Consider the following 26222-nt stretch of genomic DNA (forward strand, 5'->3'; position numbering starts at 1 on the left):
CCAAGTCAGGGCGTGGTATTCGCTTCAAACTTCGCCACCAGGCCGTCGGTGAAACAGCCGCTGATGATCGGCATGCCGAGGTAGGTCCCCGTCTTACCGGGAAAGCCCTCGGCCATAAGACCATCAGCCTTGCTGAGATTCAGCGGCGTTTTGTTAACATCCGGCTCCCAGAGCGCCATTTTCAAAGGCTCATCCAGAACCGCCATGTTTTCCACCGCATAAAGGAAGGCGGCACCTTCAGGTTTGATATCGCGGACATCGTTGGGGGGACAGCTTGATTCCTTGGGTTTGAATCGAATCTGCTGCGTTTCGCGATATTGTGCGACCGCATAGCGGCGATATTCCCGTTCAAATTGTTTTTTCTCGGCATTGAGACAGATAAGGTTCAGTTCGGCGATGGCCTTCTCGGTAAAGGTATAGAAGGCGGTGCAACGTTGATCCTGAAACAGGGAACTCGCCCAATTGCCGAGCAGCAGGGGAGGACTGCCGTCCTTCCAATCCTCGGAAATCACAGGAGCGGCAGGCGTTTCAGGCTTCGCATCACCAACGCCTGGCAAGGCGTCAGGGCCAACAGGGTCCTCGCCGGACGCAATGGGGCTTCGCTTGTGGCACGCGCACAGCGCCAACAGAGCAAGGCTTAGGAGGATACGGTTCTGGCTTCGCATCGGAGTCGTCCTCGGTTTGTGGTGAAGGGCTACCCCTGGTGTCGTGGTGATGTCGACTGCAGTGAAGCAAGACTCATACCGGCCCGAAATCCCGAACTTCGCTTGGATTCATTGATATTTTTTTTTACAAATCTGCCTGGAAGGTAACATTGTCAAAGTCATGGACACCCGAACGGGTGCCTAGGCCAGGGTTTCGACCCGGCGCCGAATCACCAGGATGAGCTGCTGCTGGAGGGCGTCCTCCAGTCGTTTCCTGATGGCCTGCATGAACGCATCCCCAGCCTCGCCTTTGTCGCTGAGGACCCGCCAGATCACAATTTCATCGCGTACGGTCATGCCCCCGACTTTCCACCAGCCTTCCTGGACATAGTGGGTGTCGGTCATGCCGCCGAAGAATTCGGTAATTTCCGCCTGAATGCTCCGGGTGATATCGGCAGCATAACGCTGGCCTGAGGCCTGCACCAGAGGCACAAAGACATCATATTCCAGCGCTTCCTGCCGCTTCGTGTGTGGGTCGCTTGCCATACAAGGTCCTTACGGATCGCGCGGCCAACGGCGCCAGGGGCTGACACACCGAGCAGTAGTAACTCACCCTTTGGCTTTTCCCGGTCTCCTCTTTCACAAGAGGTCGGCCGCAGTCCGCACATTTTTGTTTGCGAAAAATCTTCCAATGCTTCTTCAGTTCCCCGGCTTTTTTCCAGCGATAGAACTGCAAGGAATAATCCCGGGCCTCCTGCACAAGCTTGCGGCGCATGGTGGAGTTGAGTGACGAGGCCGGGGTATCGGGATGCAGCTTCAAGAGAAACAGCACTTCATTTTTGATGATGTTGCCGAGTCCTGCAAAAATATCCTGATCCATGAGCACATCACAGACCGGTCGACTGCCCTGGGCCATCACCAGGTCCTCCACATGCCGCGCGTTCCAGGCGGCGGACATCAGGTCCACGGACCAGTCATAGGCCGCGATCTCCTGCTCGCTGACCGAGCGGATCGCACAGGCATGGAAATTCACCGTGCCCTCAGTGAACTGCAGCTGCAGTTTGGGAACACGACCTTCCTTCTCCTGGTTGATGAGGTAACTGCCAAAGAGCAGAAAATGAATGCGCAGAATGCAATCATCAAAGTACAAGAGTGCATGCTTGCCCCAGGATTTGGCATCGCGCAGAGTTTGCTGCACCAACGCCGGCGCCTGAGGATAGACGCCCGAGGCGTGCACCACTTTTTTACCCAAAAAGGGGCCCAAATCCTCCATCAATATGACAAGGGATGGTCCTTCCATGATTACTCCTGAAATGACGGATCACGAACATGGCCCCGGCTGGAGCTGAGGCGAAAAACTCTCGCGCTTCGCCTGCAAGAATCCCTCCAGCCCGCAATTCAAACGGCGTTTCGACGGTTCAGTCCCTGCTGCAGACTTCACCGATTTGCATGATTCTGCGAAGGAAAAGGTCCTGAGCCATCGACTGATGCCGCTTGAGGAGTTTCATTTGCCAGGTCTGAGGGAAGGTGTCTCGCGCATCGAAGATCTCAAACGCCGTGTGCCAATACGGATCCAACGCGTCCGGCAATCGATTCAAGGGATGATCCTGAAACAATACAGTGCCCGTGGCATCCCGGGTGAATCCCCGGACCGAATAGTCGATCACCGCCGCTGTGGGTCCCAGGCAGTCCAGAATGAAGTTGAGTGAGCGCAGAGGCGAGATGGTGCCGCAGCTGGTCAGGTCCAGGTCGATGCGGAGACAGCCGGGATCATCCGCCGTACCAAAATCGGGATAGGTGTGCGCGCAGAGATGACTTTTGTTGAGGTGCATATGCACGGCCCCGGCATCCACCGCACCCGGACCATCACTCAGCAGCATCAGGGCCGAAGCTCCCCAGGGCTGATAATCCTGTCGCGACGCCGCCAGCACTACAGCCTCGATGCGATCGGCAATGTCATGCAGCATGGTTTCCAGAGCGGCCGCCGGATAACGCCCGATCAAATTCTCCGGATGCTGGCTGACAAAATAAAGATTGGCACGCAGCGACTTCGTCAGATTATTGAAACCTTCAAGCGAATGCGCGGGCGTTTCCGGCTGCAAACGTTTCATGATTCCGTCCTCCGCAAACGCCATAGAAACCCATCCAGGAGATAATGCGTGAGCTGCGGCAGCGCCAGCAGGGGCACGAGCCAAACGAGAAACTTTTCACCCGCCGGCTCAAAATGATAGGAAAACCAGGGAAAAAGCTGCGGATGCTCGGTCCAGACCCAGGCATCCCATAACCCCTCTTCGGCATAGGCCATCAGGAAAAGCGTCAGCACAAAAAGAAGCGGCGCCACCCAGCGCCAGTCCGTGCCTGTTCCTGGCCGCCAGAACTTCGAACCATTATGAATCCAGATCATGGCCATATAAGGAACGCCATGACTGATGACATTGGTCAGCGTAAAGGCCACATCATTCCTCCACACGATGATGCCAAACCCAAACGCCGCCGCCGTGCCGAGGATCACCAGATTTTTCGGAAGATTGAAAGTCGGCGCGCGCCATTCCTGAACACAATAGGCCAGCGCGATGAGTCCCGCGAGGGCATGCACATAAGGAATGAAAGGCTCCGCATTCATCACAACCAGGTCACCTTCGATAAACCAGCCGAAGTCCCGAGCCTGACCGAGATGCCAGACCAGAAGAGGATAAAGACTCGCCGCATGGATGACGAGTTTATCCAGGGCCGTGCTGCCTTCCGCCTTCTGATAAAAGCGCATCAGACCATAGGGCTGCCTGACAAAATGAAAAACGGCCAGGTAAGCCAGGCTTCGCCAGAACACCGGCGCCCCACCCCATTGATAGAGCAGACAGCTCACCAGAAAACCCAGCACCGGCAGGACGAGGAGAAGGCGCGGCCGCATCCCGCTGCGATACACTGTGGAATAAACATGAGCCACATCAATGCCCACAACCGTCAGCAGCCAAAGGCCCGGCGTCAGAGGCTGCTGCATCACGTCCGGAGCGGTCAGCTGCAGCAGAGCCACCGCGCAGACGGCAAAAAAGGGCGGGGACAGTATCCAAAGCAGATCAAAACGGGCCGAATGAAGCCAGGGTTGTGCGCGCATCAGGCCTGCCTCCCCGAATTTTGCAGAATTTGCAGCGCCGCCTGCCGACCGCGGGCAAAGGCCTCCTCGAAGATTGAGATGCCGCTCATATCGCTATGCGCGAAAGCCAGGCTCGGCCGGGAGGTCAGCGGCATGCGCGCCCGGTCCTGGCCCCAGATATAACCCGGCCGCGGCTGAATCATGCCATGACCCCAAAGCCAGAAATCCATGGACTGCACATCCCGCGCAATCCCGGGATGCATGAGCTCCAGATCCGCGAGAACCAGGTGTTCCCAATCCTGGGGGCTGCGCAGACCGGCAATCGTCCGCGCGACAGAAGGCGTTTCTGCGGTCAGAGGCCAATAGGAAGTGAGCACACTCGCACTTTCATAACGTCTCACATTCTGGTGCGTGGCCACCACATAGCCCAGTGAAGGCGAACCAAAAGGCACATTATCCCAGCAGAGAGGCATGCCCTCGCTCTGGGGCGGTCGCGCGACCTTGCAGTTCGCGACCATCCAGGGCGCATAGGATAAAACTCCCGACGGGACCGCACATCCCGGCAACAGGCGTTGCGCGACAAAGCGTGGCAAAGCCACGATCAAAGCCTCGGCCTCCCAGCGTCTGGCATGACCTGCACTCTCCTGCCAGCCATCCACCTGATAGCCCTGCGCGGTGGGTTCGATATGAAAGATCAGGGTATCCCCCACAAAACGATCCCGGGACCTCTGCATCAGTTTCTGCACGAGCCAGGCATTGCCCTCCGGCCAGGTGAGAACCGTGGCGCCCTCCTCAGGTTCCGCTTCACGCCCTGCAAAATAATGCAGACCGGCCCAGGCGGAGACTCCATTCCATCCCGTCCCGTAATCATCGCGGCAGCAGTAATCGAGATACCAGGCCAGATATCGTGAATGCCAGCCCTGCCCTCGCACAAATGCGGACAGAGTCATGGTGTCGAGTTTCAGCCACTCGGGATCACGCGAGGATTGATCCAGGGGAATCTGAAAAATCCGGCGGCCATCGCGACCCTTCGTCCCGCGCGCGCGTTCGACGAAATGCATGAAGCTGCGGATGTCCTCAATCTCCCGCTGCGGCAGAGCCTTCCAGGCGATCAGCCCTTCGAACCAGCGGCCTTCATAAAACACGCGGTCCTCGGGATCATGACAAAGATAATCCTCGTGATACTGCGGTTCGCCCCGGGCCGACCAGCCGCGCAGGGCTCCGGCCTCCTGCAGAAATTCCAAAAGATCCGCCTGCGAAGGATGGGGCAAAGGCAGGTAATGCGCGCCCAGAGGAAACGCCGAAACTTCATTGCGCCCGCTGCGTGCGTTGCCGCCCGGATCATGCCCCATCTCCAGCATGAGGTAATCCCGGAAACCCTGTTTTTCAAGGGTATAAGCCGCCGTGCAACCCGCAACTCCCCCGCCCAGGATCAGCACCTTGTGCTTCTCCACAGCGCTCGGCTTGGGAAAATCCATCGTTCGCAAACGATGCGCAGTACGGCTGGCATCACCCCCGATCCTAAGAGAACGCCGACCAGTCTCACAACTCCCCAGCCAGGGCAGGGCCAGACCGCCGAGAAGCAGCTGCCGTCGATCAATGGACATGACGTGACCATTCCTCTTCAAAGGTTCGCACGAGGACCTGATTGTCCAGGCGATTGATGGCGCTCACCGTGGCCTGCATGTCCGGAGGAAAGTGGAAGATGCCGGGCAAAAGATCCAGCGACAGAAACCTTAAACCCTCGGGAAGTTCGGTGGGCCAGCGATAGGGCTGATGCCCGGCCAGCACAAAGCCCCACTCCCCAAACGAGGGCACATGAACATGATAGGGCGCGGTATGAAAGCCGACCGCGTTCAAGGTATTCACGATGGTCCAAAAGGTTCGCCGCGCATAGTAAGGCGAGGTCGATTGCACGACCATCTGCCCATTCTCCCGCAAAGCTGCCTTCACAAGTTCATAGAAGCGCGTGCTATAAAGCTTGCCGATCGCAAAGCTGCTCGGGTCCGGAAAATCGATCACGATAAAATCAAACTGTTCGGTCGCGGTGCGAAGCCAGGTGAAGGCATCCTGATGCACAAGCTGCAGCTTCGGTGAAGCGAGCGCCTCCTGGTTCAACGCCCGCAGGATGGGATGCTGCGCCGCGAGATCCGTCACCGCCCGATCCAAATCCACCAGCACCACTCTCTCCACAGTGGGATAACGGAGCACCTCACGCAGCGCGAGCCCATCGCCGCCGCCCAGGATTAAAACCTGGCGCGCGGCCTTGAAACTCGCCAAACCCGGATGCACCAGCGCCTCATGATAGCGGTATTCATCCGCCGAGGAAAACTGCAGGTTCCCATTCAAAAAAAGCCGCGTATCGCGCTGATTGCGGGTGAGCACGAGGCGCTGATACGGTGAACTCACGGCCGCGATCACCGGATCGGCAAAGGTCAGGGATTCCGACCAGTTCGTCAGCCTTTCCCCCATCGCCAGACCGGTTCCACAAAAACCCAAAGTCAGGAGCACCATCACCCTCTGCACCCGACGCCAGGCCTGCTGGCGCCCCAGGATTTCCAGCGCCGCCCAGGCCACCAGCGCGTTGCAGGTGCCAAAGAAAAAGGCCGACCGCACCAGCCCCAGATGCGGCACCAGAAGCATGGGAAACAGGAGCGAAGCCAGAAGGGCCCCGAGGTAGTCAAAGGTAAAGACCTTGGCCACCAGATCCTGAAACGCGTATTCATCCTTTAAAATTCGCATCAGAATAGGAATCTCCACGCCGACCAGCACCCCCGTGATGCTGACGAGGCTATAGAGCAGCAGGCGAAAATTCGACACCTGATCAAAGAGACAAAAGAGCAGCGCGGCCGAGCTGCCTCCGATCACGGCAAGGAGCAGCTCCACATGAATAAAGAAGCGCAGAAGATCACGCTTCACATAACGCGACAGCCAGGACCCCACCCCCATCGAGGAGAGGTAGGCGCCGATGACCGTGGAAAACTGCGTGACGGAATCCCCCAAAAGATAGGAGGCGAGCGTGCCCGCGATCAGTTCATAAACCAGACCCGCGGTCGCAATCACAAACACCGAAATCAAAAGCAGCAGGGCCACAGGTTCGTCCTATCCACGAATGGCCGAAGCGATGATGATCGCCACAGCAAGAATGGTGGCCGAGGCCGTCAGGGCCAGCGGCAGATTTTTTTCCTCGACGATTTCCTTCCACATGTGTCCGGGCGTCAGGCGATCGAAGATCACCATGGCCACGATCAGAATCACGATGCCAAGACCCGAAAATACCAGTGCGCTTGTTATATAGCGGCTCAGGCTTTCCACAACTGTTCTCCTCTGTCCTTGAATATGTCTTACTTATGATACGTTCGATAACCACCTGTACTGCCGCGACTGTAACCGGTACCGGATTTGACCAGACCGGTACCTCGATCATCCGAGCAGGACCAGCCTGTCGAGCTCAAAAACACAAATAGGCCGCAGACCAAACCGCCAAACATACGATAACGGAACAAGGTTCCCTCCTATCCATTCACATCACTATCCGCCCACCGTTTCGCTTCAAAGCGCCAGTCGCCAAGCAGGAACCACAGCGGAAAAAGACTCACCAGGATAAGGCTCAGCACCAAAGGTGAAATGACCTTGGCGTTCTCAATGATCTTCACATGGACGTTCACATTCTGCTGCGCTGCCACAGAACTCTGATCCCACTCGTTTTCCGTGAGCATATCCAACCGGTAACGCCCCCGGCTCAGACGCCGCAGAAAAACCTCGTCCGTGGTCTGTGTTTCGCCTCCGTAGGAATCGTGAAATTCCCGCCCAAATTCGATCGGCGTCGGCAGCTGGCCGTCCTCGCCGATCAGTGTGAAGCGCACATGCATCCAGCTGCGGGACACCGGGGCATGGATGCGGATGCGCACATTGGTTTGGTCCTCATCAAGCGCAAAACTTTCACTGCGCAAGAGCTCCACGGGAACTTTGGCTTGGCGGACATAATAGGAATCCAAAACGGTCCGTTCGTCACGCAGGCTGTTCATAATGAAATGCATCCCGATCAGCAGGGCCACGAACAGGCCCCAGTGCTTCAGATAGGAGTTGCGTCGCTCCATAAACCTCGAGGGTTGATTGGGCGCGACCCCGACCCGCGCCGGCATGGGGCCGTTGATTTTGAAACTTTTCCGAATGTCCTCGGGTTCCACATAAACCCCGGCCGACCAGATTTCCTCCGTCCCATCCTCCTCACAGCTCAGAATATCAGGCGGCGCGATGTAATCACGCACGGTGACTTCATCGCCGATCTTCACCCGCCAGTAAAATTCCCCGAGCACGAACTGCACCCGGGCCCGGCCCTTTAAGAAGAGGCGGTACCGGTGCCCGCCCCAGGTGATCGTGGACCCCAGGCCCGCGGTGGGCCGGTGGCGGGTCATATGCAGGAAATTCCAATGCCCCTGGGCTTCCGTCAGCCAACGAAAACCCTGATAGGGATTGAAGAGGAGATACTCATTCCAAAAGTATTCCTCGCTTCCATCCGAACGCACCATAAAGCCCAGCACCTGCCAGGTTTCGCCGCGAAAATGAGCTTTGCTGCCGAGTTCCAACAGCGGATGCCAGCGCATGGCCTGCGACGCCCGCCGCAGGATGCGCAAACCCTGATGATCCTCTTCCACCAAAGCCCCACACGCACGACAGCCAAAACTGAGACTCTGGCCCACCGCATGAACAGGGATCGGCGCGCCACACTGCAGGCAGTTGAAGGTCATTTCACCAGCCATGGAGCGGCCTCAACTGCGTAAATTGAAAATCATTGAAATCCAGATAACGCCCGACATGAGCCTGCACCGTGGATCCGATGCGTTCCAGGCAAAGGAAATCCCCCTTGGCGTTACCGGCATCAATGCTCAGGAGTTCCTGGCGAGCCGGCGCAGGAAAGGGCAGCTCCCCTTCACTGGCCACGCATACGGCGGCTTTGATATCATCCACCACAAAGTTTCCCAACCGTCCGAGGTCGATCTCCTGACCTGCCTGCAGCTCGCTCAGAGGAGGCAGTTCCGGCACCGGGCTCAAAGGAAACGACAGCATATAAAAACCCTGCGCCTCGGCGAGCCAGCCGATACGTCCCTTGGAGAAGAGGGCACACCATTCATTCCAAAAACCCTGTGCCCATTTCAAACGCAGACGGCCGATCAATTCAAAGCGCTCGCCTTCATAGCGGCCCTGGGTTCCCACCTGCAAAGGCGTGATTTCCGGAGGCAGCTCTGCCATGCGCCCAAACACGGACCAGTCCTGATCGCGAATGAGCGTGCTCTGGCAATAACGGCAGACGACAAAGATGGTCGCCGGGGACTGCAATGGAAGCGCAGCCCCGCAACTCAGGCAATTCAATTCCATAAAAGTCCCTTAGATACGGGCGAGAAGCTCGGCCTTCTTGCGATCAAATTCTTCCTGAGTCAGGATCCCCTTGTTCAGAAGGCCCTGCAGTTTTTCCAAGGTGGCAAAAACATCCTCCTTGGCCTCAGGTCCGCCACTGCCGGCGTTCGGCTGAAAGGCGGACGCCATGGCCTGACCAAAACCCACCCCGGCCCCGAGCCCCACGCCGATCCCGGCAGCGCCTCCTTCATTCTGCGCGGCCAAAGGCAGACTGTCGGCCGCTTGAAACTGAGCGTAGCGACGCAGATCGCCGAGCAGCCGCATGGAACTGCTTTTATCCAGATACTTTTGCAGCTCCTCGGGCAGGCTGATGCTTTGGATCATGAAGGTCGCCAGCTCCAGGCCATACTGGGCGAAGGTGGGACGCAAAATTTCCTGCAGGGTTTTGGAGAAACGGTCCTGATGGGCGGCCAGGTCAAGAAAAGCGACCTCGGCGGCCCCGAAGTGACTGCCAAGCGCGGTCAGGATCATGGCCCGCAGCTGGGGCTCGAGCTCGCTGGCAGCATAGAGCGGACGGGTGCCACTGATTTTTTGGAAGAAGAGACGGGGGTCGCTGATCCGATAGGAATAGGTGCCATGCGCGCGCAGGCGAATGGCGCCGAATTCCTTGTCACGCAGGGTAATGGGGGTGCTCGTCCCCCAGCGCTGATCGATCTGTTCCCGGGTTGAATAGAAATAAAGGTCCGACTTGAAGGGCGAGGCAAAGAGTTTGTCCCAGTTTTTCAAGTTGGTCAAAAGCGGCAGGGTCTGGGTGTTCAGCGTCGAGCGACCTGGTCCGAACAGATCGGCGATCTTGCCTTCATTGACGAAGAGGGCCAGTTGCGATTCCCGGACAGTGAGCTGGGCTCCATTTTGAATTTCCCGATCCTGCATCGGGTACTGCCAGCTCAGGACGCCGTCTTGCGGCTCCACCCACTCGATGACATCGATAAACTGCTTCTTCAGAAAGTCCATGATACCCATGCGCGCACACCTCTTTTCTTTCGCAAGCGAACCAACTCTGAATTCGTAACGAGTTGCGAGTATAGCCGCCAGAGGCTGACAGGCCAAGGCTTTGTGAATCTTTTCGTTCCCACCGAAAATTACTCATGCAGCTTTCGATCATTCATCATGAAGATGAATGTGTTCAGCCCGGTGAGTGACATCCATTTTTTTCACCTGTGTTCTGCATGATGCAGGGAGAGAGCGGGCCGGATTCGGACAGCAGGGTCAGAACAGGACACAAGTTCAAATTGACGGGTAGACTCCAGCCTTCAGTCTGCAGCCAACAGCGCGTGAGCCTGCCACAGATGACACAGAAGGGACGTCACTTGGAACGCAAGTCAAGCCTTAATGACATGAAATGGCGACAATTCGATAGCTGGAGCGCGGTTTTCAGAAAAATTCGGCGAGCGAGCAGGATGTGGTACGAGCCTTGCTTTAGTTTCCAACATGAGCGGCCGCTGAGGCCGATCAAAGACTCAGGATGAAAGTCCAAGTCGAAGCTGATCCTCGGGATCGAGGGAGAAAAAGATCCAAGTCAGCTTCCGAATCCCAAGTTCCTCCCCCATTTCTTCATCATCACATCTTAATTTCCAATCCAAAAAATCATCCTGAGAAAACTCTCCCGCGAGAGTTTTTTTCTTTTTTTGGCCCGCAAGCCAATCCACTTTCACTGCAAATTGAAACTTGCACTCCGCATGACCCACGACGGAAAGCTGGGGATCCGATCGATTGCAGTAGCCACAATACGGGCGGTGTAGGTTTCCCCTTCATCCGTCGCTCCGGTCGGCAGTGTATAGGTCGTGCTGCTACCCGCAATCGGCTCCGATGCGAAAACTTTGATCCCGTTCGCATCATAGACGTGCACCGACCAGTGATAGTCGGTCACCGTTCCAAAGGGGCTGCCGGTCATGGTCACTTTGCGAGTATCACTCGTGTAGGCACCCGTGATCACCCCTGTCACCATACTGGGAAACGTGAATGGAAATTCATGGACCATTCGGGTATCACCCGCCCCCTGAGTGACTTCCACAAAGAACACCTGATTGGCTTTCGGTACAGCCGTGCTGGCCAGTTGCACGCGACGGGTGAAGATGCCGTCGCCCGCTTCACCGTCTTCATTGTTGCCATCATCCAACAGTGTTTGATCCCAGCTCGAAAGGGTGGCTTCCCCGGTGTTGGGATCAAACTGCACCGCCGCAGCATCCGTGAACAGGGTACTGGATCCTTTCACCAGCACTGATGTTGCAATTTCATCCTCCAGCAGGCGCAGGGTGAACATCAATGTACTGGCAAGGCTGCCATCGCTTTGAACATCCTGAACCAGCTGCAAGGCAAGGAACTTCACGAGGCGCGGAAAATACTGATCCCCAAGGTCCTGGGAAAGGTCGACGACCTCGTCAGCATTCGCATCGGTATCAAAAGCATCCGGCACCGCATCGTTGTCATCATCCGGATCGAACCAGTTGGGTAAACCATCGCCGTCGATGTCCCCATCGACATCATTCGTCAACCCATCGGCATCGGTATCCGCCGTGGTCGCTGTCCCGGCAAGACCTGGCGCTCCTGCGAAGACGCGGGGCGTCATGGCAAGGCCCGCGGAAGCTTCCATGGCGTCGGGAATCAGATTGCCATTGGCATCCGCTGCCTCATTTTTTTCCCAGGCGATACTGCTGAAATCCGTGAAGTTGATGATCGGTCCGTTATGCACCAGCGTGGGCAAACGGTTTTCCCCAATCGCAAAATACTGACGAACCTGGCCTGGATTCAGCCCGGCATAGGTCAGGACTGCTGAAAAACGATACTGCGGATCGAGCAGCACAAGCGTATACGCGACCGAGGTGTCGACACCCTCGATCGTATAGTTGCCAATCGCATTGATGACTCCGGAATGAGCAATCCCCGTATCGCGCTCGACCAGGGCCAGAATCCATTGATTCATTTCCGACTGGCTGCCGGTCACGCTCTTGATGGAACCTTTGATGATTTCACCTGATGGACTGGTCGCGGCTGCACTGCCGCTGTCGCTGCTGCCATTGGCGCAACCCAGAAGCAACATGAGGAGCAGCATCTGACTGAGGTTTCTCTTGCTCAAAACCCGCCCTTCCACTATAAGGTCCGTTCCTACGGCTTTTCTACATGGGGAATCGGCGGATTCAGAGGAAAGTTGAGAGCCATCGAGCCACGGCCAGACAGAAGGAAGGGTCTCATGACGGAGCCCACGGTTGGCAAATTTCAAAAAATCAATGAAAGCTTCCTTTGCGAAAACTGCGGTGCCACGGTTCCACCGGCACGGCGCACCTGCCGCAACCACTGCCCGCGTTGTCTCCACAGCAAGCACGTCGACGTCTATCCCGGCGACCGGGCGAATCCCTGCCAGGGGCTTTTACGACCGATCGGCTACGAACTCACGGGCAACAAGGGGCTGGTCCTTCTGTTCCGCTGCACCCGCTGCGGAGCGGAAACGCGTAACATCGCGCTGCTCGATGATCCCAACGAGGGCGATGACTACCTGAAGATTCTGAGTCTCACCCCGGCCACACCGCGCCGCTAAGTTATGCACAGCATTTTCTTGTGCAAATGTGACTTGTAAGTAAAAAACGGCAGGTCAGGCTTTTCAGAACGCGAAATTTATTATAAGCAGAGTAGTCAAATTGGCCCGTATTGGCCGGCCACTTGTATGAAGGACTCTCTGTATGGATATCAACACGTTTGGCTGGATCTTTGTCCCCCTCATGATCTTTGGTGAAGGCGTCGTGCGCACCATTCACGATCTGAAATCGCAGAAGAAATCATTCCCCTGGAAAGATCTCATCTCCAACTTCAGCATCGGTTTGATCGATCGCGCGTTCACCAATACGCTCTGGACCGGCCTGATGTTCTTCGCCATGCAGGCAGTCGCCACCCATGTGCAGCCCTTCAAGGTTGATATGAGTGCCTGGTGGGCCTGGCCTCTTGCGATCCTGCTTTCCGACTTTGCCTACTACTGGTATCACCGGGCCGGTCATGAGATTCGACTCTTCTGGGCCGTGCATAACGTGCATCACAGTTCGACCTTTTATAACTTTTCCACCTCCGTGCGCCTCTCCTGTTTTGAAGGCCTTCTGCGCTGGCCGTTCTGGGTGATCGTTCCCCTGGCTGGTTTCAGCGCTGAGGTGACAATGATCGTGTACCTGGTCGTGCGGCTTTATCAGGTTCTCCTGCACACCGAATATGTGGGCAAGCTCGGTGTCCTCGAATATGTTCTGAGCACGCCGTCCCATCACCGTGTGCATCACGGCCGCAATGAAGCGTATCTCGATAAGAACTACGGTGGTATCACGATCATCTGGGATCGGCTCTTCGGCACTTTCGCGGAAGAGAAGGAAGCCGTGGACTATGGTCTGGTCAAGCAGCTCGACAGCAACAATCTGATTTGGATCAATGTTCACGAATTCGTGAAGCTCGGCAGCGATCTTAAAAACAGCCGCCGCTGGTCGGATGCTGTTTCCTATGTGTTTGGCAGACCAGGCTGGACTCCAGAAGCCTTGCCCGTCGCGGTTACCCATGAGGTTGCACCGCAGACCGCACATTGAGCGCGAGTCTTCCTGGTTTGGCCTGGTGATTGCACTCCTTTTCCTGGCGAATGTGAGCCCCGAAAAGGAGTCTGCTCATGAAAATCTTCCGACCGTTTTCAAACAATCTCAGTGAAGGCAAAGTGGGCTGGGTTATTCTGTGGCTTCTGGGCGTGCCGCTGCCGATCCTGATACTCTTCTATGTGCTGCGCGGCTGCACGTAAGGGGCCGGCCAGGGCCGGCCAGGCTTCAATCCCGGAAGGCCCGCGGATTTCTTCTCCACACCTCTTCATTCACACCCGTTGCCAGCGCCAGCCAGCCAACCATGGGAGCAAACATCAGCGCCGCAGGTTTATCCACCTTGGCCGCATAGTAAGTCAGCGCAGCGGAATCGATCAGGCTGCTGGCACTATCGACCAGACTGGCCTTGCCGCGGCGCTCCCCAAAAAACAGTTTGGACCAAACGGCATTCAAGCCGAGCTGCGCGGTCCAGAGCGACAAGGCCTTGCTGCGGGCCGGGCTCGGGGGAGCCTTGAGGATACGCCAGGCTCCGACGGCCGTGGACGCATAGAGAGCCATCCAGACCGGACCAAAGGCCTTCTGCGGCGGCTGGAACGCCGGTTTATCCAGCCGATCATACCAGGTTTTGGTGGCCCCTTGCTTGGGGCTTGGCGCCAGGGTTCGAGCCAGGGTTGCAGCCAGGACTGTCCCACCCAACGCCACGGCCAGGCTCTGGCCGGAAGATAAGGGTATCGAAGTGGCTTTCATATATGAATACTCCCATCGGTTTTATCCAATGGGGTGAAAGCAAGTATCAAGCCATGGGACGGTCTGTTTTTAGGATACCTTTTGAACCGATTGGGTTTCCACGACTGCGATGGCGCGTGGGACATGGATCACAAACTTGGTTCCGACGTGATCCATCGAGGCATAGGAAATGGTTCCACCCAGATCGGAGACGCGGCTGCGCACGGCCGCAAGTCCCACACCACGACCGCTGGTCATGGTTGCTTTCTGAGCGGTCGAGAGCCCGTCATGGAAAATCAGCTCATAAGGATTGCGCGGATCATAGCCGATGCCACGTGATCGGGCTTTGGCAATCAGCTTCTCAACATCGATACCGGCGCCGTAATCTTCCAGCGTGATCTCGACCATGTCGCCGACCACGTGAGCACTCAGCTCGATCTGGATCGGTTTCTTCACCAGCTGATGACCGAAGGGCAGTATGAAGCCGTGATCGAGACTGTTATTAAAGATGTGCAAAAGGATTTCGCGCAGGTCGCTGACGATTTCAATATTCCAGTTCATCACGCGATCGTTACAGTTGATGGCGCCGATCGGATAGTCCTGGCTGCGGATGGCATCCAACCGTTCCGGCAGAACCTGGGCCAGGAACATCATCAGGTTCCAGTTATTCAGGTTGGTGACGTTGGTGCCAAAGACCTGGTCATAGACCTGCATATACTCGGTAAAGCAGTTCTCCATCTCGGTGAACTTCGGGATGAACTTGTCGAGCTTGTGCTGGATATTATGCGTCGGCTCCACAATCACGCCTTCACATTCGTGAATGATGGACGAGATCTGATCAAACTTCAGGGAACGGCTCAGCCCTTTCATGGTATGCAGCATGCGGAAGACCAGCCGATCGTTGAAATGGCCCTGGATTTCATCCTTGATATGACTGATATCCTTCTGCACTTCGGCAAAGTAGCCATCGAGGATATTCTTGTCGACCGAGACCATGCGGGTGAGGATCTGAATAAAGCGTTTCTTCTGAACCTCTTCCTCTTCCAGACGGCGGAGCAGGGCCCGACGTTCGGTCACATCCTTGGCGACCACCATGACCTGATCGATATGATCATCCGAGCTTACCAGAGGTTTCCATTCCAGCTCGATATTACGCGGGCCGGACGGATAGAGTTTGACGATCTCATGCGGCAGATGATGGGTGTTGGCATCCCACAGCCAGGATTCCACATCGACGCTGGACTTGAGGGATTCGACCACCGTGTTCTGCTTGTCGAGGCTCATATCGGTATTATTGAAGAGCAGGTCGTTGATGGTACAATGGGCCATATCCTCTTTCTGGATTTTGAAAATCTCGAGCAGGTACTGGGAATACTCCTCGCCGATGCGGAAGTTTTCGTCGAAGGTAAAGATACCCTGTTCGATATTGTGCAGAATGTCGTCGATCTTTCTCTGGCGGTCGGTCAAGGAACTGAGGGCCAGGTTCAATTCCGCGGTCCGCTCATCGACCATATGTTTCAGGTTATTCTGATAGTCGATGTTCTGCAGCGAAAGCGCCAGCGACTGCATCATGGTTTCCAGGAAGTTGATATCCTCGACCGGCAGCGGGGTGTTCTCATCGGTCACACCGATACAGAAAACCCCAAAGCGCAAGCCCTTCCAGATAACCGGCACAATGATTTCCCGCTGGTTCCGCACGCACTCCCGCACGTCGAGCCATTCCATTTCCCAGTTCGCGTGTTCGCCCTGGTCATCGCTCAGAACGAGGCGCCGGACATCACCCGATTGTTCATCCTGTTCCAGGAACCAGACGTGGCGGGTTTCGAGGTTGCTCAGTTCCTTTTGAATATGCTGGCTGGCAGCCTGCAGCGCATAGGTCTTGTCCAGGTGCTCGGACATCTGCTTGGTGGCGGTCAGCACCGTTTCCAGGCGATTTTTCAGAAGCTGGATCTTCCTTAAGCCTTCGATAATATGCTTGGATTGCTCCAGCTCTTTTTTCTTCATCACGTTGATGCGGTCGGCGAGACCCAGCGACAGGAGTATGGCTTCCAGAGCCGAACCGATCTGGCTGCCATGGGATCCAATCACCATAGGCACCGACACGATGCCCAGCACACCGAGAGAACTCAAGGCGAGAAAGGTCAGAAACACCGTCCAGGCAATGGTATAGAACACAGCCTGACGGTTGCGCTTCTTCATCATGTAAATCGCCAAACCAAGGCCATAGAAGGAACCGGACGAACCGCCGATGAACCCCAGCTTATAGGCAAAACTCAGGGGTGCAAATATATTGACGACGGTCTCCAGCATCGCCACATAGACAAAGCCGCGCTGAAAGCGGGCGAGGCGCGGACTATTCCGATCCAGATCCAAAAACAAATGCAGGAAGGCCATGCTGAAAACCAGGAGGATCCCGCCCGATACGGGCCAGGCGCGTTGCACCATCCACTGGTTATCACCCCACAGGTACATCGTTCCCACCCCGGTCCAGGCGAGATAGAAGATGATGCTAAAAAAGATAAAACCTACATAGGTCATGTAGGTCAGGCTGCGCGTTGAAATATAGATGAAGACGTTGTAGAGGAAGATGGCAATCATGCAGCCATAGTAAAGGCCAAAGGCGGGCCCTTCATCCTGAGCATGCGCCTTGAGATTTGCCGCATCCCAGAGCTGCAGCGGCAGGGTCACTGTACTGGTGGACTTGACCCGGAAATACATGATCTTGGTTTCACCAGCCGGGATCGTCGCAGGAAAGGCAAAGTTTCGCGACTTCAGCCAGCGACTCTCGAAGGGTTCCGTATCGCCGGACAGGGTTTCAACATAACCGTTTTCTCCTGCATCGAAAAAGCTGATTTCATCCAGCAAGGGATAATCAATGCGGATGGCGATGGTTCGATCCTGATCCGTGGGGTTGGCCAGGGCCACGCGCAGCCAGAAGGCGGATTTGGAATAGCCGAAGCCCAGGGTTCGCTTGGTGGTCAGGCGCCAGCGTTTATTATATCGGGGTTTGTTCAGCTGTGTGAGCGTGCGCTTGCTGAATCGGTCCTCGTAGTAATAAATATAAGAGGTCAGGTCCGTGCCGGATTCCTGCTCGGTCAAAGTATAGACCTTCATCTCCTGCTGAGCCTGGGCGGGACTCGCCAGGACGAGGAGCCAAAGGGTCTGTAAGACGATGAACCAGCTGAAGCGCAACCCAACTTTCCTTTATTCAAATTTGGGAACGCTTCCTATTCGGTCGATCCCATGATCAATCAAGAAAAAAATCCAAATGGATTTTTTTTCTCTGTAAATTCAGTCAGCTGCAAACGATTCTGACGATCCAGTAATGCCGATTTTTGGCCGCCAACCGCGGCCCGATTGCGACAAATTTTCGGTCAAAAAACGAGGGCTGGACCATCCTTCTGCCCCGGACTGCGTAAGAATAAGGGTTTCACTTATCCTGGTTGACAGACTGCTCCTTTTCTCTTATCCAAGGATTCCGATAGGCGAGTCCATCGTACTATGAGGGTTAGACTGTCGCGGTTCCGTTCGCGGGATCGAGGAAAGTCCGGACATCACAGGGCAGAATGCTGGCTAACAGCCAGGCGGGGAAACCCGACGGCAAGTGCAACAGAAAGCAAACCGCCTGCCCCACCGCAAGGTGAGGCCGGTAAGGATGAAACGGTGAGGTAAGAGCTCACCAGCAGTCCTGGTAACAGGCTGGCTAGGTAAACCCCATTCGATGCAAGGCCAAACAAAGGGGTTCCCGTTCCGGGATAGCGATATTCCGATGGGAACAGGATCGGCCCGATCCAGCCCTTGGGTAGGCCGCCCGAGGCTGACGGTAACGTCAGTCCCAGATTAATGACAGTCAGGTCCTTCGGGACCCTACAGAATCCGGCTTACAACAACCCGCTAAGGTGCAGTGGACTCGCCTCCGGACTTCAAAGGAACGCTCTTTCATGCCCATCAAGACTGCCAATCCCTTTCGTGATCCCCTGGAACACATGCGCCCTGAGGTCAATCGCTACCTGACTCTTCTCAAGGAAGGTCTGGAATCCGGCGATCTGCCCCTGCTCTATGGCCCGGCCATGGAACGATTGCCTGGCCAGTGGCGCCAGCACTTCATGACGGCCCTAGGTGAAATTCCTCAGACGCTGGTGCTCGAGATTGGGAGTCACTTTGGTGAAGTCATCTTGAAAATGGCCGCGGATCATCCGGATACCGCACTGATTGGCATGGACATCACCTTCAAGCGCGTCGTCAAGGTTGCTCAAAAGGCGCAGGCGCTTGGCCTGCGCAACCTGGTCAGTGTCCTCTGCAATGCCAAGGCCCTGGATCAGGTCTTTGCCGATGGTGAACTGGATGGAATCTTTATTTTTTTCCCGGATCCCTGGGTCCAGAAAAAACGCCAGCTGAAAAACCGCCTCATTCAGACAGAATTTGTTCAGGTCCTGCAGAGGAAACTGAAGCCGGGAGGCTTCTTTTGGTTCAAGACGGACTGTGAGCCTTATTATGCAGCCGTTTGTGAGGCCTTCGATGGGCAGCTCTGGGAATCCGGCCAGGAGCGCCAAGGCATACCATCAGAAATTTACACCAGTCGCTTTGAGAGACTTTTCCGTGAGCAGGACCTGCCGACTTATGAGTTCTGCTGGATCTCCCGAGGCCCGATCCGGACCGATCTGTAAGAATTCCCCCCATCAAGACGTACGCTCAAGCTGCCGAATCGTATGAAGTCCACACAGGAGATGCGGCTGGCATGAGCGAAAAACCCTATCAAAAACCCGCAGATGGAGTCATCCTTCCGTTCAAGAGTCAGGCGACTCAGGACGGATCGGGCTCTACAGCGGTGAACTGGGTCGGAACGGATCTCGCCAGATTCGCGCAAGATGTGGTAGCTTTGAATTCACGGAGCAGGGAAACGCACAACACTCCGCGCTGTCAGGTTGCCCCTCTGGAAAGTATGCAGAGAGGCCTTAGGATCAAGAAAAAGACCGCGGAAGAAACTGTAAACGATGCGCCACCCGTGGATTTAAGTCGTTTTCGCAAGGAGTAGGAAAAAGCTTTGGAATCAGACAGTCGTCCCTTTTTGATCATCGAGACGCCTCAACACCAATTTCAAATTCAGGCCGACAGGATCGAGCGCCTGGCTCGAACCGTTTGCGCTGGCCTTGGCCTGCCGGATTATGAAGTGTCCTGGGATTTTATCGATCAGGATGAAATGCAAGCCCTGAATCAACAGTATCGGGGCAGGGATCGCTCCACCGACGTCCTCTCCTTTCCGCAAGAGGAATGGGACGAGCCCCTTCACTTTGAGGCTCCGTCCTGGCCTTTGCCGGACACCGACCACGATGCTCATGAACCTCCGCAGATGCTCGGTGATGTCATCATCAGTCCTGAGGATGCTCTGGCCAACGCGAACCATATTGGTCACGGTCTGGATCGCGAAACCGCGTTCCTGCTCGTGCATGGCATTCTGCATCTTTGCGGCCATGATCATATGCAGCCCGAAGAAGAACAACGTATGATCGCCGAACAGCAGGCGATTATGGCTTTCCTCGAACGTGCCGAGCAAAGCCCCCTATGGACCGGATGCTGTGAGGTCAGAGGCTAGGCCATGGACTTTGCCCTATCTCATGATCTGACGGAAATGCTGGTGATCGGCGTTGCGGTCATTGGTGCCGCCTTTTTTTCCGCGGCAGAAACCGCGATTACCTCGCTCGGCGCTCTCAAGATGCGGCATATGATGTCGCATAAAAAAGCGCAGATGTCGCACTCCCTGCGGCTCTGGCTGGCTCAGCCTTCGCGTGTTCTGACCACCATTTTGATCTTTAATAACTTCTGCAAGGTCCTGGCCTCGGTGATCGCCACCGACCTCGCCATGCGCTTTTTCGGGGACCAGGCCATCAGCATTGCCATCGGCGTGGTGACGCTGCTCTTCCTGGTGCTCGGTGAAATCATCCCCAAGTCCTTTGCCCGTGCCAATTCCGAGCAGGTCGCCCGTCTCGCCATGAAGGTGATGTATGTGCTCTACCGCCTGTTTTTCCCCATCGTCTGGCTCTTTTCCGAGCTGGCCAACCTTGTGATTCGCAAGCTCGGCAGTGATCAAACGCTGCAGCCGGCGATTACCGAGGAGGAGCTGGAATTCCTCCTGGAAGTTGGGGAAAAATCCGGCGTCATCGAGGACATGAAGAAGGATATGATCAATGGAGTCTTCGAATTCGATGAGACCAAAGTCCGCGAAGTCATGACGCCACGAACGGATATCTTTGCGCTCGAAAAAAACGAAACGATCGATCAGGCCGTGCGCATGAGCATCCAGTCCGGACATTCCCGTCTGCCGGTCTACGATGAGCAGATCGATAATGTGATGGGGATCGTCTTCGCCAAGGATCTTCTACGTTATCTGTCCGATCCCAAGCGCGCCAAGGTCAGTGGCGGCCAGCCCGTGCCGCTCACCGCCGTGATGCGCGAGCCGCAGTTCGTGCCGGAGAGCAAGCCCTTGATGGAAGTCTTCAAGGAGCTGAAACAGTCCAAGAATCATATGGCCATCATCATCGATGAATATGGTGGAACGGCTGGTCTTGTCACCATGGAGGATATTCTCGAGGAAATCGTCGGGGATATTCAGGATGAATTCGATGCCGAGGAAGCCGCCATCCTCCAGATTGAAGAGGATGTCTATGATGTGGCAGGTTATGTCAACATCACTGAATTCATGGAATTCTTTGACCTGAATGAGTCCTTTGCCAAGGACGTGGAAGGCGAAGTCGATACCATGGCGGGCTGGATGACCCAGCTGCTCGGCCATCTGCCGGAAGTGGGACAGACGGTCACCCACGGGGATCTCACCTTTGAGGTCACTGAGGTGGACCGGCATCGCATTGAACGGCTACGTGTGATTCGCCATAGGCATCCGCCCGCCGTGTCTGCGGCGGAATCGGGAAGCTGAGGAGGAAGCGCCTCCGTAAAGAGGGAGGCGGCTTATTTGATCTTCAGGCGCTGACGATCCGGGAAAACGGGTCATCTCTTCAGGCGCTGACGAACCTCATAGACCCGCTTCATCGCTTCGTTCATCCGCCGATGAAAGCTGAAGCTCCTTTGCGCCTCACGCGCCAAGGCATCCACAGCCCAACGATAACGGTCCAATTCGCGGCAGACCAGAACCAGATCGGCGCCCGCCGCCACGGAGGCGACAACAGCACCCGTCCAGCTTTCGCGGTCCTGGGCGATGGCTTTCATATTCATATCATCGGTAACAATGAGACCCTTGTACTTCAGGCGATCCCGTACAAATCCCTGCATCACTTTCGATGAGAGGCTGGCCGGCTGTTCCGGATCCAGAGCGGGATAGATCGCATGGGATATCATCACCATAGGGCATTCGTTCATAAGGGCCAGAAAGGGGACAAGTTCCCGGGCCAGCAAGGTCTCCATGCTCACGTCGATCATGGTCCCCTGCTCATGGGTGTCCGCTCCGGCATCGCCCTGCCCCGGAAAATGCTTCAGACAGCCCAGGACCCCGGAGGCCTGAAGGCCATGCAGGTAAGCGAACGCACGTTGCGTGACCGCCTCACTGCTGCGACCAAAGCAGCGGTCACCGATCGCCGTGTTGTCTTCATTGCTGAGGACATCGACAACCGGCGCGAAGTTTACATTAAGTCCAAGGCCAGCCAAGGCTGAACCCACGATATAACCATGATTTTCAATGGTGAGGAGCGCATCCGTATCCACGCGTCCTTCCGCGAGGAGCATGGCCGGTCCGCCATCAGGAAAAGGCTGCCGCAGACGGGCAACCCGTCCACCTTCCTGGTCAATGGCCAGCATCATGGGCGGCGAATTCGCATCAACCAAGGCTTGAAGGTTGGTGCAAAGGCGCCGAACCCTTGCAAATTCAGGTGAAAGATTACGACGGAAGAGTGTGAATCCTGCAGGCGGAAGTCTTTGGAAGCACTTCTGCTCTTCAGCGGAAAGCGAAATGCCTTCGAGCGCAGCCAGGATAACTGCGCTGGCCTGATCTGGGGACATCGTTGTTACTCGTCAATGATTTGGAGGATGTAACGTCTGTTCAGCTTGGCTGCAGCGCAGTTGAGGATCGTACGGATTGCATCCGCAGTCCGTCCCTGACGGCCAATGACCTTGCCGATGTCCTCTTTGGCGACCTTGAGTTCAATGATATTGGTCTGATTTCCCGTGATCTCACTGATTTCGATACGATCGACCTCATCCACCAGAGCTTTCGCCACATACTCCACAAGAGCCTTCATAGAACCATCATCGTGCTGCGACATATCTATCTTCCGTGTGAATCAGTTACCGCAAATCACAAGGCCTTAAACCTCTCCTATCTTCAATCTTACAGAAAGATCCAGTTGAAGAAAAGAAGGCAATCCAAGACCTACCCATTTTTTCCGAGTAGGGAGCAACACCGCGAACGCCTCATTCCACGACGCTCTGAGTTCGCCCAAATACACCAACAAAATCAGACATATATTCCGTTCTTGATCTTCTCCACTATGATTTTTTCTGGCATGGTGGGATCACGTGGATTGACAGTAAAAAACGCCTGTTGCTCGCAACGGCGCTTATTTTCAAGCAGCCAACGCAGAATATCAGCGAGACCCTTATTGCGTTTATCACGGAAGAAAGGATCGTTCTGCAAGGCGTCTTTGGCCTTTTTCAAGGCTCTGACCTCCTGCGCATCGTTCTCTTTTACGGGGTAGTCATTCAAATCGTATTTCTTGATATCCTCGGGCAAAACGCCCAAAAACCTGACTTCCGGAGCCGAGTAATCCGAGTTCCGAATCAGCGAAGCGGCCGACCCGGCCTTCAGAGTCCGGTAAATATTCTGCATCGTATAGGCGTCAAGGTCGCCGAAGAAATAGAGCGGCACCTGCAACTGATCCTGGATCCGTCGGAGCCAGCCCCGGACGGCATTGGAGGGAACCCCCTGAGCACCGACCAGGATGCAGTTATGCCTTTTGGTGTAACCGTTGGCCACCAGGGTGTTGGCTGTACCTTCCGATTCGACGATCAGACAGTAGTCGATTTTCTTCCGCGCTTTCAGCGTCAGGTTTTGTGGCCGGTTTTTCGGCTGAAATGGCGAGGTTCCGAGCTGGGAAAGATCGATCACGGCGCGGGTTCCGTCCGACAGTGATTCCTCCACCACCAGCTGCTGCGAATAGGTCTGGCCCCCGCGGTCGTTGGCGTAGCAGTTCAGCTCCTCGCGATAGCATTCCAGGATCTCGCAGATGAAGTCGATAATGGAGTCGGATTCATCCTGATCAGCAAAGTCGATCGGCTTCATGAAGGCGTTGTGCTTCACTTCACCTTTGGAAATATAGTAAAGCTCGCGCTTGGTGTTGACCGCGCCGGTGGAGATGTTCCGGAGCAGAATTTCCAGCATGAAGACGGCCCGGGACATTTTCTTCACCGATGCGACATTCAGCTCGGTTTTGATCTTCTTCTTGCCCGGCGTCAGAAAACCGACTTTGAAGTCATAAAGAGCGTTATCAAGACTGCACTTGGTGGCTTCAATCACGGGACGCTTGGCTCTTTCCAGATCCTTCAGCAGTCTCTCGCACAGCTCAATGGACAGATCAGGAATATCGTGCTGTAGAACCTTGCCGCGCATCATCAACTCCTTTGCTTACTTTTTCTTGCCTTTGCCAGGAACTTTCTTCAACGCTTTGGGTTTGGTCTTCTTTTTTGCAGCCGGTTTGGACGGTTTCGCCGTTTTGGTGGCCTTGGGAGCCTTGGCTGCTTTCCTGCCGGTTCCCTTGTCAGCAGCTTTTTTTGCGGCCTTGGCCGTCGCCTTATCCTTGCTCTTGCCTTTGCCCTTGCCTTTAGGGGCTTCCTTGGTCTTGGGTGGCGGTTCCTTGGCCACAGCCTTGGCTGTCCCGCGGGCGGCTTCCGCCTTGCTCCGAGCGACAGCCTGGGCCCGGGTCTTTTTCCCGGAGGTGGCTTTCTCCTGGGTTTCTTCCACCAGCTCGTCGACGTCGATTTCATCCACCGCTTCACGACCTTTGCCACGCTTGCTGCCGCGGCGTCGATCATCGGTGGGAGGGCTCAGATCTTCATCCTCATCCTCGTCGTCGCTGCCCCTTTCCCCTTTGGTCAGGGTCAATTCATAGGCCGCCCCGAGGCGCTTTTTCTTGCGTTTGATGGCCACTTCCAGCCGGGCTTCCGCTTCTTCCAGCTCCTTGGCGGCCTCCTGCGTATCACGGCCCAGGATTTTGAGCAGTCCTTTGTGAGCGGTCTGACGCCGCTCTTCGCTGGACTCGGTCATGCGGACAAGGCCGTCGACCAGAATCGGCGCGAATTGCTCAATATGTGCCATCTTGCTTTCAAGCATGGCTTCCTTGTGCTCACGCTTCAGGTGGCGCGAGAGCCTTTGACCACCCTGCATGAGCGCCCGCCGAATCTCTTCGACGAGTTCGTCGGACGCATCGATGGTTTCCTTCGAAGCGTTCTTGAACTTGATAAAGGGCGAGACGATCGAGACCGCGATAATGTAAGGCCCCTGAGGCAGCGCGCCCCGGGCCTGCTTCATGCCATAGACTTTCCAGTTGACCGAGGTAATGGCTTTGACGATCGCGCAACCGGCCTTGTCGAACTGCAGCGGCACGCGGTTGGCAAAACGCAGAACCTGACAGGCTTCATCGTCCTCACCTTCGGCCTTGCTGCCCCGTTCTTCCAAACGAGCCATGGCCACTTCCACCTGAATCGGCTTGAAGTCGCAGATCGCCGGACGCCGGGACACCACCGAGAAATAATCGACTTCACCGAGGCGCAGGATGCTTTTGGCCAGACCCGCTTCCCCGATGGCCAGCACGGAATTGGTCGAGGGCGGCAGCAGCGAGGCGTTTTGTATGGCCGCGAACAGCGCCTTGCGCTGCTCTTCATTCAATTCAATGAGGGCGGCATCCAGCATCTTCTTGGTAATGCCGTGGTTGGTCACGATCTCGTGCAGCACCTGATCGGTGATGCGGGAAAAGGCGGTGAGAAGCCATTCACGGACCGGAATTTTGCCAAAAAGTTTGCCGTGAGCCAGGAATTCGCCAAGCTTCATGGTATGGGGATGCGGAGCCGTGGCTTCCGGAATATGCGGGACCTTGTTGGCCACCCGTTCGATGTGAACTTCCGCGTCATCCATCAGCTTGTAGTGAAGTTCGAGATGCGGATTCACGAGCACGTTGCTTTTCAGGAAGGCGAGGATACCCGCCTCACCGTTCATCTGCACCCGGCCATCGATCAGAAATTCCACGCTGGTGCCATGCGGGCGATCCCAGTCGATTTCTTCCTTTGACTTGAACATGCCCTTGTTGTTCTTGAGATCAATTTCAATCACACAGGACGTGGCCTTCTTTTGGCCCTTGCAACGGGTAATGACCTTGACGCCTTGGGCCGCGGTTTGCATGGCCCAGGTCGTGGCCGCGGAAATACCGATCCCCTGCTGGCCGCGAGTACAGCGCCCCCGACCGAATTTGGACGAAGCCAGATATTCGCCAAAGACCATCGGCAATTCCTTCACGGGAATGCCAGGCCCATTGTCCTCGACGCGGATCATCACCAGATCCGTGTTTTTGGTCGCGCCCTTGCCCTGGCGCTCGATCACCACGTGAATCGTGGGAAGAATATTGTGTTCCTCACAGGCATCCAATGAGTTATCAAACGCTTCCTTCAGCGTTGTCAAAACCGCCTTGGTGGGCGAGGAGAAGCCGACCTGCTGCAGATTCTTGGCAAAGTACTCCGCGGTACTGCTGGTTTTTAGCGCTGCTGGTTCCCTGATCTTGCGGACTGCCATCC

General features: G+C 55.8%; 26 protein-coding genes and 1 other RNA gene. 8 read left to right on the forward strand and 19 right to left on the reverse strand.

The genetic code is table 11. The features are described from left to right. Positions 1 to 5: 5 nt before the first annotated feature. From OLTU_RS20995 to OLTU_RS21050, 13 genes are all read right to left on the reverse strand, one after another. A complete protein-coding gene (locus OLTU_RS20995) occupies positions 6 to 665 on the reverse strand; it encodes a hypothetical protein (protein WP_141734711.1) in 660 nt (219 codons plus the stop codon). Positions 666 to 845: 180 nt separating this feature from the next. Then, positions 846 to 1190, reverse strand: a complete 345-nt coding sequence (locus OLTU_RS21000) for a hypothetical protein (RefSeq protein ID WP_141734712.1) — start codon at positions 1188 to 1190, stop codon at positions 846 to 848. Continuing rightward, the gene (locus OLTU_RS21005; RefSeq protein ID WP_141734713.1) at positions 1144 to 1944 is read right to left on the reverse strand and encodes a zinc finger domain-containing protein; all 801 of its coding nucleotides are present in this window, start codon (positions 1942 to 1944) and stop codon (positions 1144 to 1146) included. Before OLTU_RS21005 ends, OLTU_RS21000 begins: the two co-directional genes overlap by 47 nt. A 118-nt stretch (positions 1945 to 2062) precedes the next feature. Further along, on the reverse strand, positions 2063 to 2755 hold the full coding sequence (locus tag OLTU_RS21010) for an S-adenosylmethionine decarboxylase (protein WP_176736822.1): 693 nt from the start codon (positions 2753 to 2755) through the stop codon (positions 2063 to 2065). Continuing rightward, positions 2752 to 3756: a hypothetical protein gene (locus tag OLTU_RS21015; protein ID WP_141734715.1), complete on the reverse strand. Its 1005-nt coding sequence runs from the start codon at positions 3754 to 3756 to the stop codon at positions 2752 to 2754. Before OLTU_RS21015 ends, OLTU_RS21010 begins: the two co-directional genes overlap by 4 nt. After that, positions 3756 to 5342, reverse strand: a complete 1587-nt coding sequence (locus tag OLTU_RS21020) for an FAD-dependent oxidoreductase (protein ID WP_141734716.1) — start codon at positions 5340 to 5342, stop codon at positions 3756 to 3758. The genes OLTU_RS21015 and OLTU_RS21020 overlap by 1 nt, the downstream gene beginning before the upstream one ends. Beyond that, positions 5332 to 6828 carry a polyamine aminopropyltransferase gene (locus tag OLTU_RS21025; RefSeq protein ID WP_141734717.1) on the reverse strand — a complete coding sequence of 499 codons (1497 nt, stop codon included), beginning with the start codon at positions 6826 to 6828 and terminating at the stop codon, positions 5332 to 5334. Before OLTU_RS21025 ends, OLTU_RS21020 begins: the two co-directional genes overlap by 11 nt. Positions 6829 to 6837: 9 nt before the next feature. Next, positions 6838 to 7050: a DUF350 domain-containing protein gene (locus OLTU_RS21030; protein WP_141734718.1), complete on the reverse strand. Its 213-nt coding sequence runs from the start codon at positions 7048 to 7050 to the stop codon at positions 6838 to 6840. Between the two features lie 29 nt (positions 7051 to 7079). Continuing rightward, positions 7080 to 7241 carry a hypothetical protein gene (locus OLTU_RS32030; protein WP_176736823.1) on the reverse strand — a complete coding sequence of 54 codons (162 nt, stop codon included), beginning with the start codon at positions 7239 to 7241 and terminating at the stop codon, positions 7080 to 7082. A 9-nt stretch (positions 7242 to 7250) separates the two neighbouring features. Then, positions 7251 to 8498 (reverse strand): DUF4178 domain-containing protein, encoded by a 1248-nt coding sequence (locus OLTU_RS21035; protein WP_141734719.1) that lies wholly within the window; start codon positions 8496 to 8498, stop codon positions 7251 to 7253. Continuing rightward, entirely contained in the window at positions 8488 to 9114 is a 627-nt protein-coding gene (locus OLTU_RS21040; RefSeq protein ID WP_141734720.1) for a DUF4178 domain-containing protein, read from the reverse strand. The genes OLTU_RS21035 and OLTU_RS21040 overlap by 11 nt, the downstream gene beginning before the upstream one ends. 9 nt (positions 9115 to 9123) lie before the next feature. Next, entirely contained in the window at positions 9124 to 10116 is a 993-nt protein-coding gene (locus OLTU_RS21045) for an SPFH domain-containing protein (protein WP_141734721.1), read from the reverse strand. A gap of 688 nt (positions 10117 to 10804) precedes the next feature. Next, a complete protein-coding gene (locus OLTU_RS21050) occupies positions 10805 to 12229 on the reverse strand; it encodes a choice-of-anchor X domain-containing protein (protein ID WP_141734722.1) in 1425 nt (474 codons plus the stop codon). Between the two features lie 114 nt (positions 12230 to 12343). On the opposite strand from OLTU_RS21050, the gene OLTU_RS21055 reads away from it, so the two are divergent. The 3 genes from OLTU_RS21055 to OLTU_RS32955 all read left to right on the forward strand — a co-directional run bounded on the left by OLTU_RS21055 (position 12344) and on the right by OLTU_RS32955 (position 13912). After that, the gene (locus OLTU_RS21055; RefSeq protein WP_141734723.1) at positions 12344 to 12688 is read left to right on the forward strand and encodes an RNHCP domain-containing protein; all 345 of its coding nucleotides are present in this window, start codon (positions 12344 to 12346) and stop codon (positions 12686 to 12688) included. A gap of 142 nt (positions 12689 to 12830) precedes the next feature. After that, complete coding sequence (locus OLTU_RS21060) at positions 12831 to 13709, forward strand: sterol desaturase family protein (RefSeq protein WP_141734724.1); 879 nt, start codon at positions 12831 to 12833, stop codon at positions 13707 to 13709. Between the two features lie 77 nt (positions 13710 to 13786). Next, positions 13787 to 13912: a hypothetical protein gene (locus tag OLTU_RS32955; protein WP_281181244.1), complete on the forward strand. Its 126-nt coding sequence runs from the start codon at positions 13787 to 13789 to the stop codon at positions 13910 to 13912. Positions 13913 to 13937: 25 nt separating this feature from the next. Here the strand turns inward: OLTU_RS32955 and OLTU_RS21065 are convergent, their stop codons facing one another. Both OLTU_RS21065 and OLTU_RS21070 read right to left on the reverse strand, forming a co-directional pair. Continuing rightward, positions 13938 to 14456, reverse strand: coding sequence for a TspO/MBR family protein (locus OLTU_RS21065; RefSeq protein WP_141734725.1), 519 nt, complete (start codon positions 14454 to 14456; stop codon positions 13938 to 13940). Between the two features lie 69 nt (positions 14457 to 14525). Continuing rightward, the gene (locus tag OLTU_RS21070) at positions 14526 to 17627 is read right to left on the reverse strand and encodes a 7TM diverse intracellular signaling domain-containing protein (protein ID WP_141734726.1); all 3102 of its coding nucleotides are present in this window, start codon (positions 17625 to 17627) and stop codon (positions 14526 to 14528) included. A gap of 312 nt (positions 17628 to 17939) precedes the next feature. On the opposite strand from OLTU_RS21070, the gene rnpB reads away from it, so the two are divergent. The 5 genes from rnpB (at position 17940) to OLTU_RS21095 (ending at position 21366) form a co-directional block, all read left to right on the forward strand. Next, positions 17940 to 18333, forward strand: an RNA gene (gene rnpB, locus OLTU_RS21075) — RNase P RNA component class A. A gap of 43 nt (positions 18334 to 18376) precedes the next feature. Continuing rightward, positions 18377 to 19102: a tRNA (guanosine(46)-N7)-methyltransferase TrmB gene (gene trmB / locus OLTU_RS21080; RefSeq protein ID WP_141734727.1), complete on the forward strand. Its 726-nt coding sequence runs from the start codon at positions 18377 to 18379 to the stop codon at positions 19100 to 19102. A gap of 71 nt (positions 19103 to 19173) precedes the next feature. Beyond that, complete coding sequence (locus OLTU_RS21085; RefSeq protein WP_141734728.1) at positions 19174 to 19470, forward strand: hypothetical protein; 297 nt, start codon at positions 19174 to 19176, stop codon at positions 19468 to 19470. Between the two features lie 9 nt (positions 19471 to 19479). Further along, entirely contained in the window at positions 19480 to 20028 is a 549-nt protein-coding gene (gene ybeY / locus OLTU_RS21090) for an rRNA maturation RNase YbeY (protein ID WP_141734729.1), read from the forward strand. 3 nt (positions 20029 to 20031) lie between these two features. Next, a complete protein-coding gene (locus tag OLTU_RS21095) occupies positions 20032 to 21366 on the forward strand; it encodes a hemolysin family protein (RefSeq protein ID WP_141734730.1) in 1335 nt (444 codons plus the stop codon). Between the two features lie 71 nt (positions 21367 to 21437). On the opposite strand, the gene OLTU_RS21100 is transcribed toward OLTU_RS21095, so the two are convergent. From OLTU_RS21100 to OLTU_RS21115, 4 genes are all read right to left on the reverse strand, one after another. Then, entirely contained in the window at positions 21438 to 22442 is a 1005-nt protein-coding gene (locus OLTU_RS21100; protein ID WP_141734731.1) for a glycoside hydrolase family 3 N-terminal domain-containing protein, read from the reverse strand. Between the two features lie 5 nt (positions 22443 to 22447). Then, positions 22448 to 22681, reverse strand: a complete 234-nt coding sequence (locus OLTU_RS21105; RefSeq protein WP_141736834.1) for a KH domain-containing protein — start codon at positions 22679 to 22681, stop codon at positions 22448 to 22450. A 215-nt stretch (positions 22682 to 22896) separates the two neighbouring features. Further along, a complete protein-coding gene (locus OLTU_RS21110) occupies positions 22897 to 24051 on the reverse strand; it encodes a DNA topoisomerase VI (RefSeq protein ID WP_141734732.1) in 1155 nt (384 codons plus the stop codon). Between the two features lie 12 nt (positions 24052 to 24063). Further along, positions 24064 to 26220 (reverse strand): DNA topoisomerase VI subunit B, encoded by a 2157-nt coding sequence (locus tag OLTU_RS21115; RefSeq protein WP_141734733.1) that lies wholly within the window; start codon positions 26218 to 26220, stop codon positions 24064 to 24066. Between the last annotated feature and the right edge of the window lie 2 nt (positions 26221 to 26222).

The sequence above is a fragment of the Oligoflexus tunisiensis genome (assembly GCF_001748245.1).
In the GTDB taxonomy this organism is placed as follows: domain Bacteria; phylum Bdellovibrionota_B; class Oligoflexia; order Oligoflexales; family Oligoflexaceae; genus Oligoflexus; species Oligoflexus tunisiensis.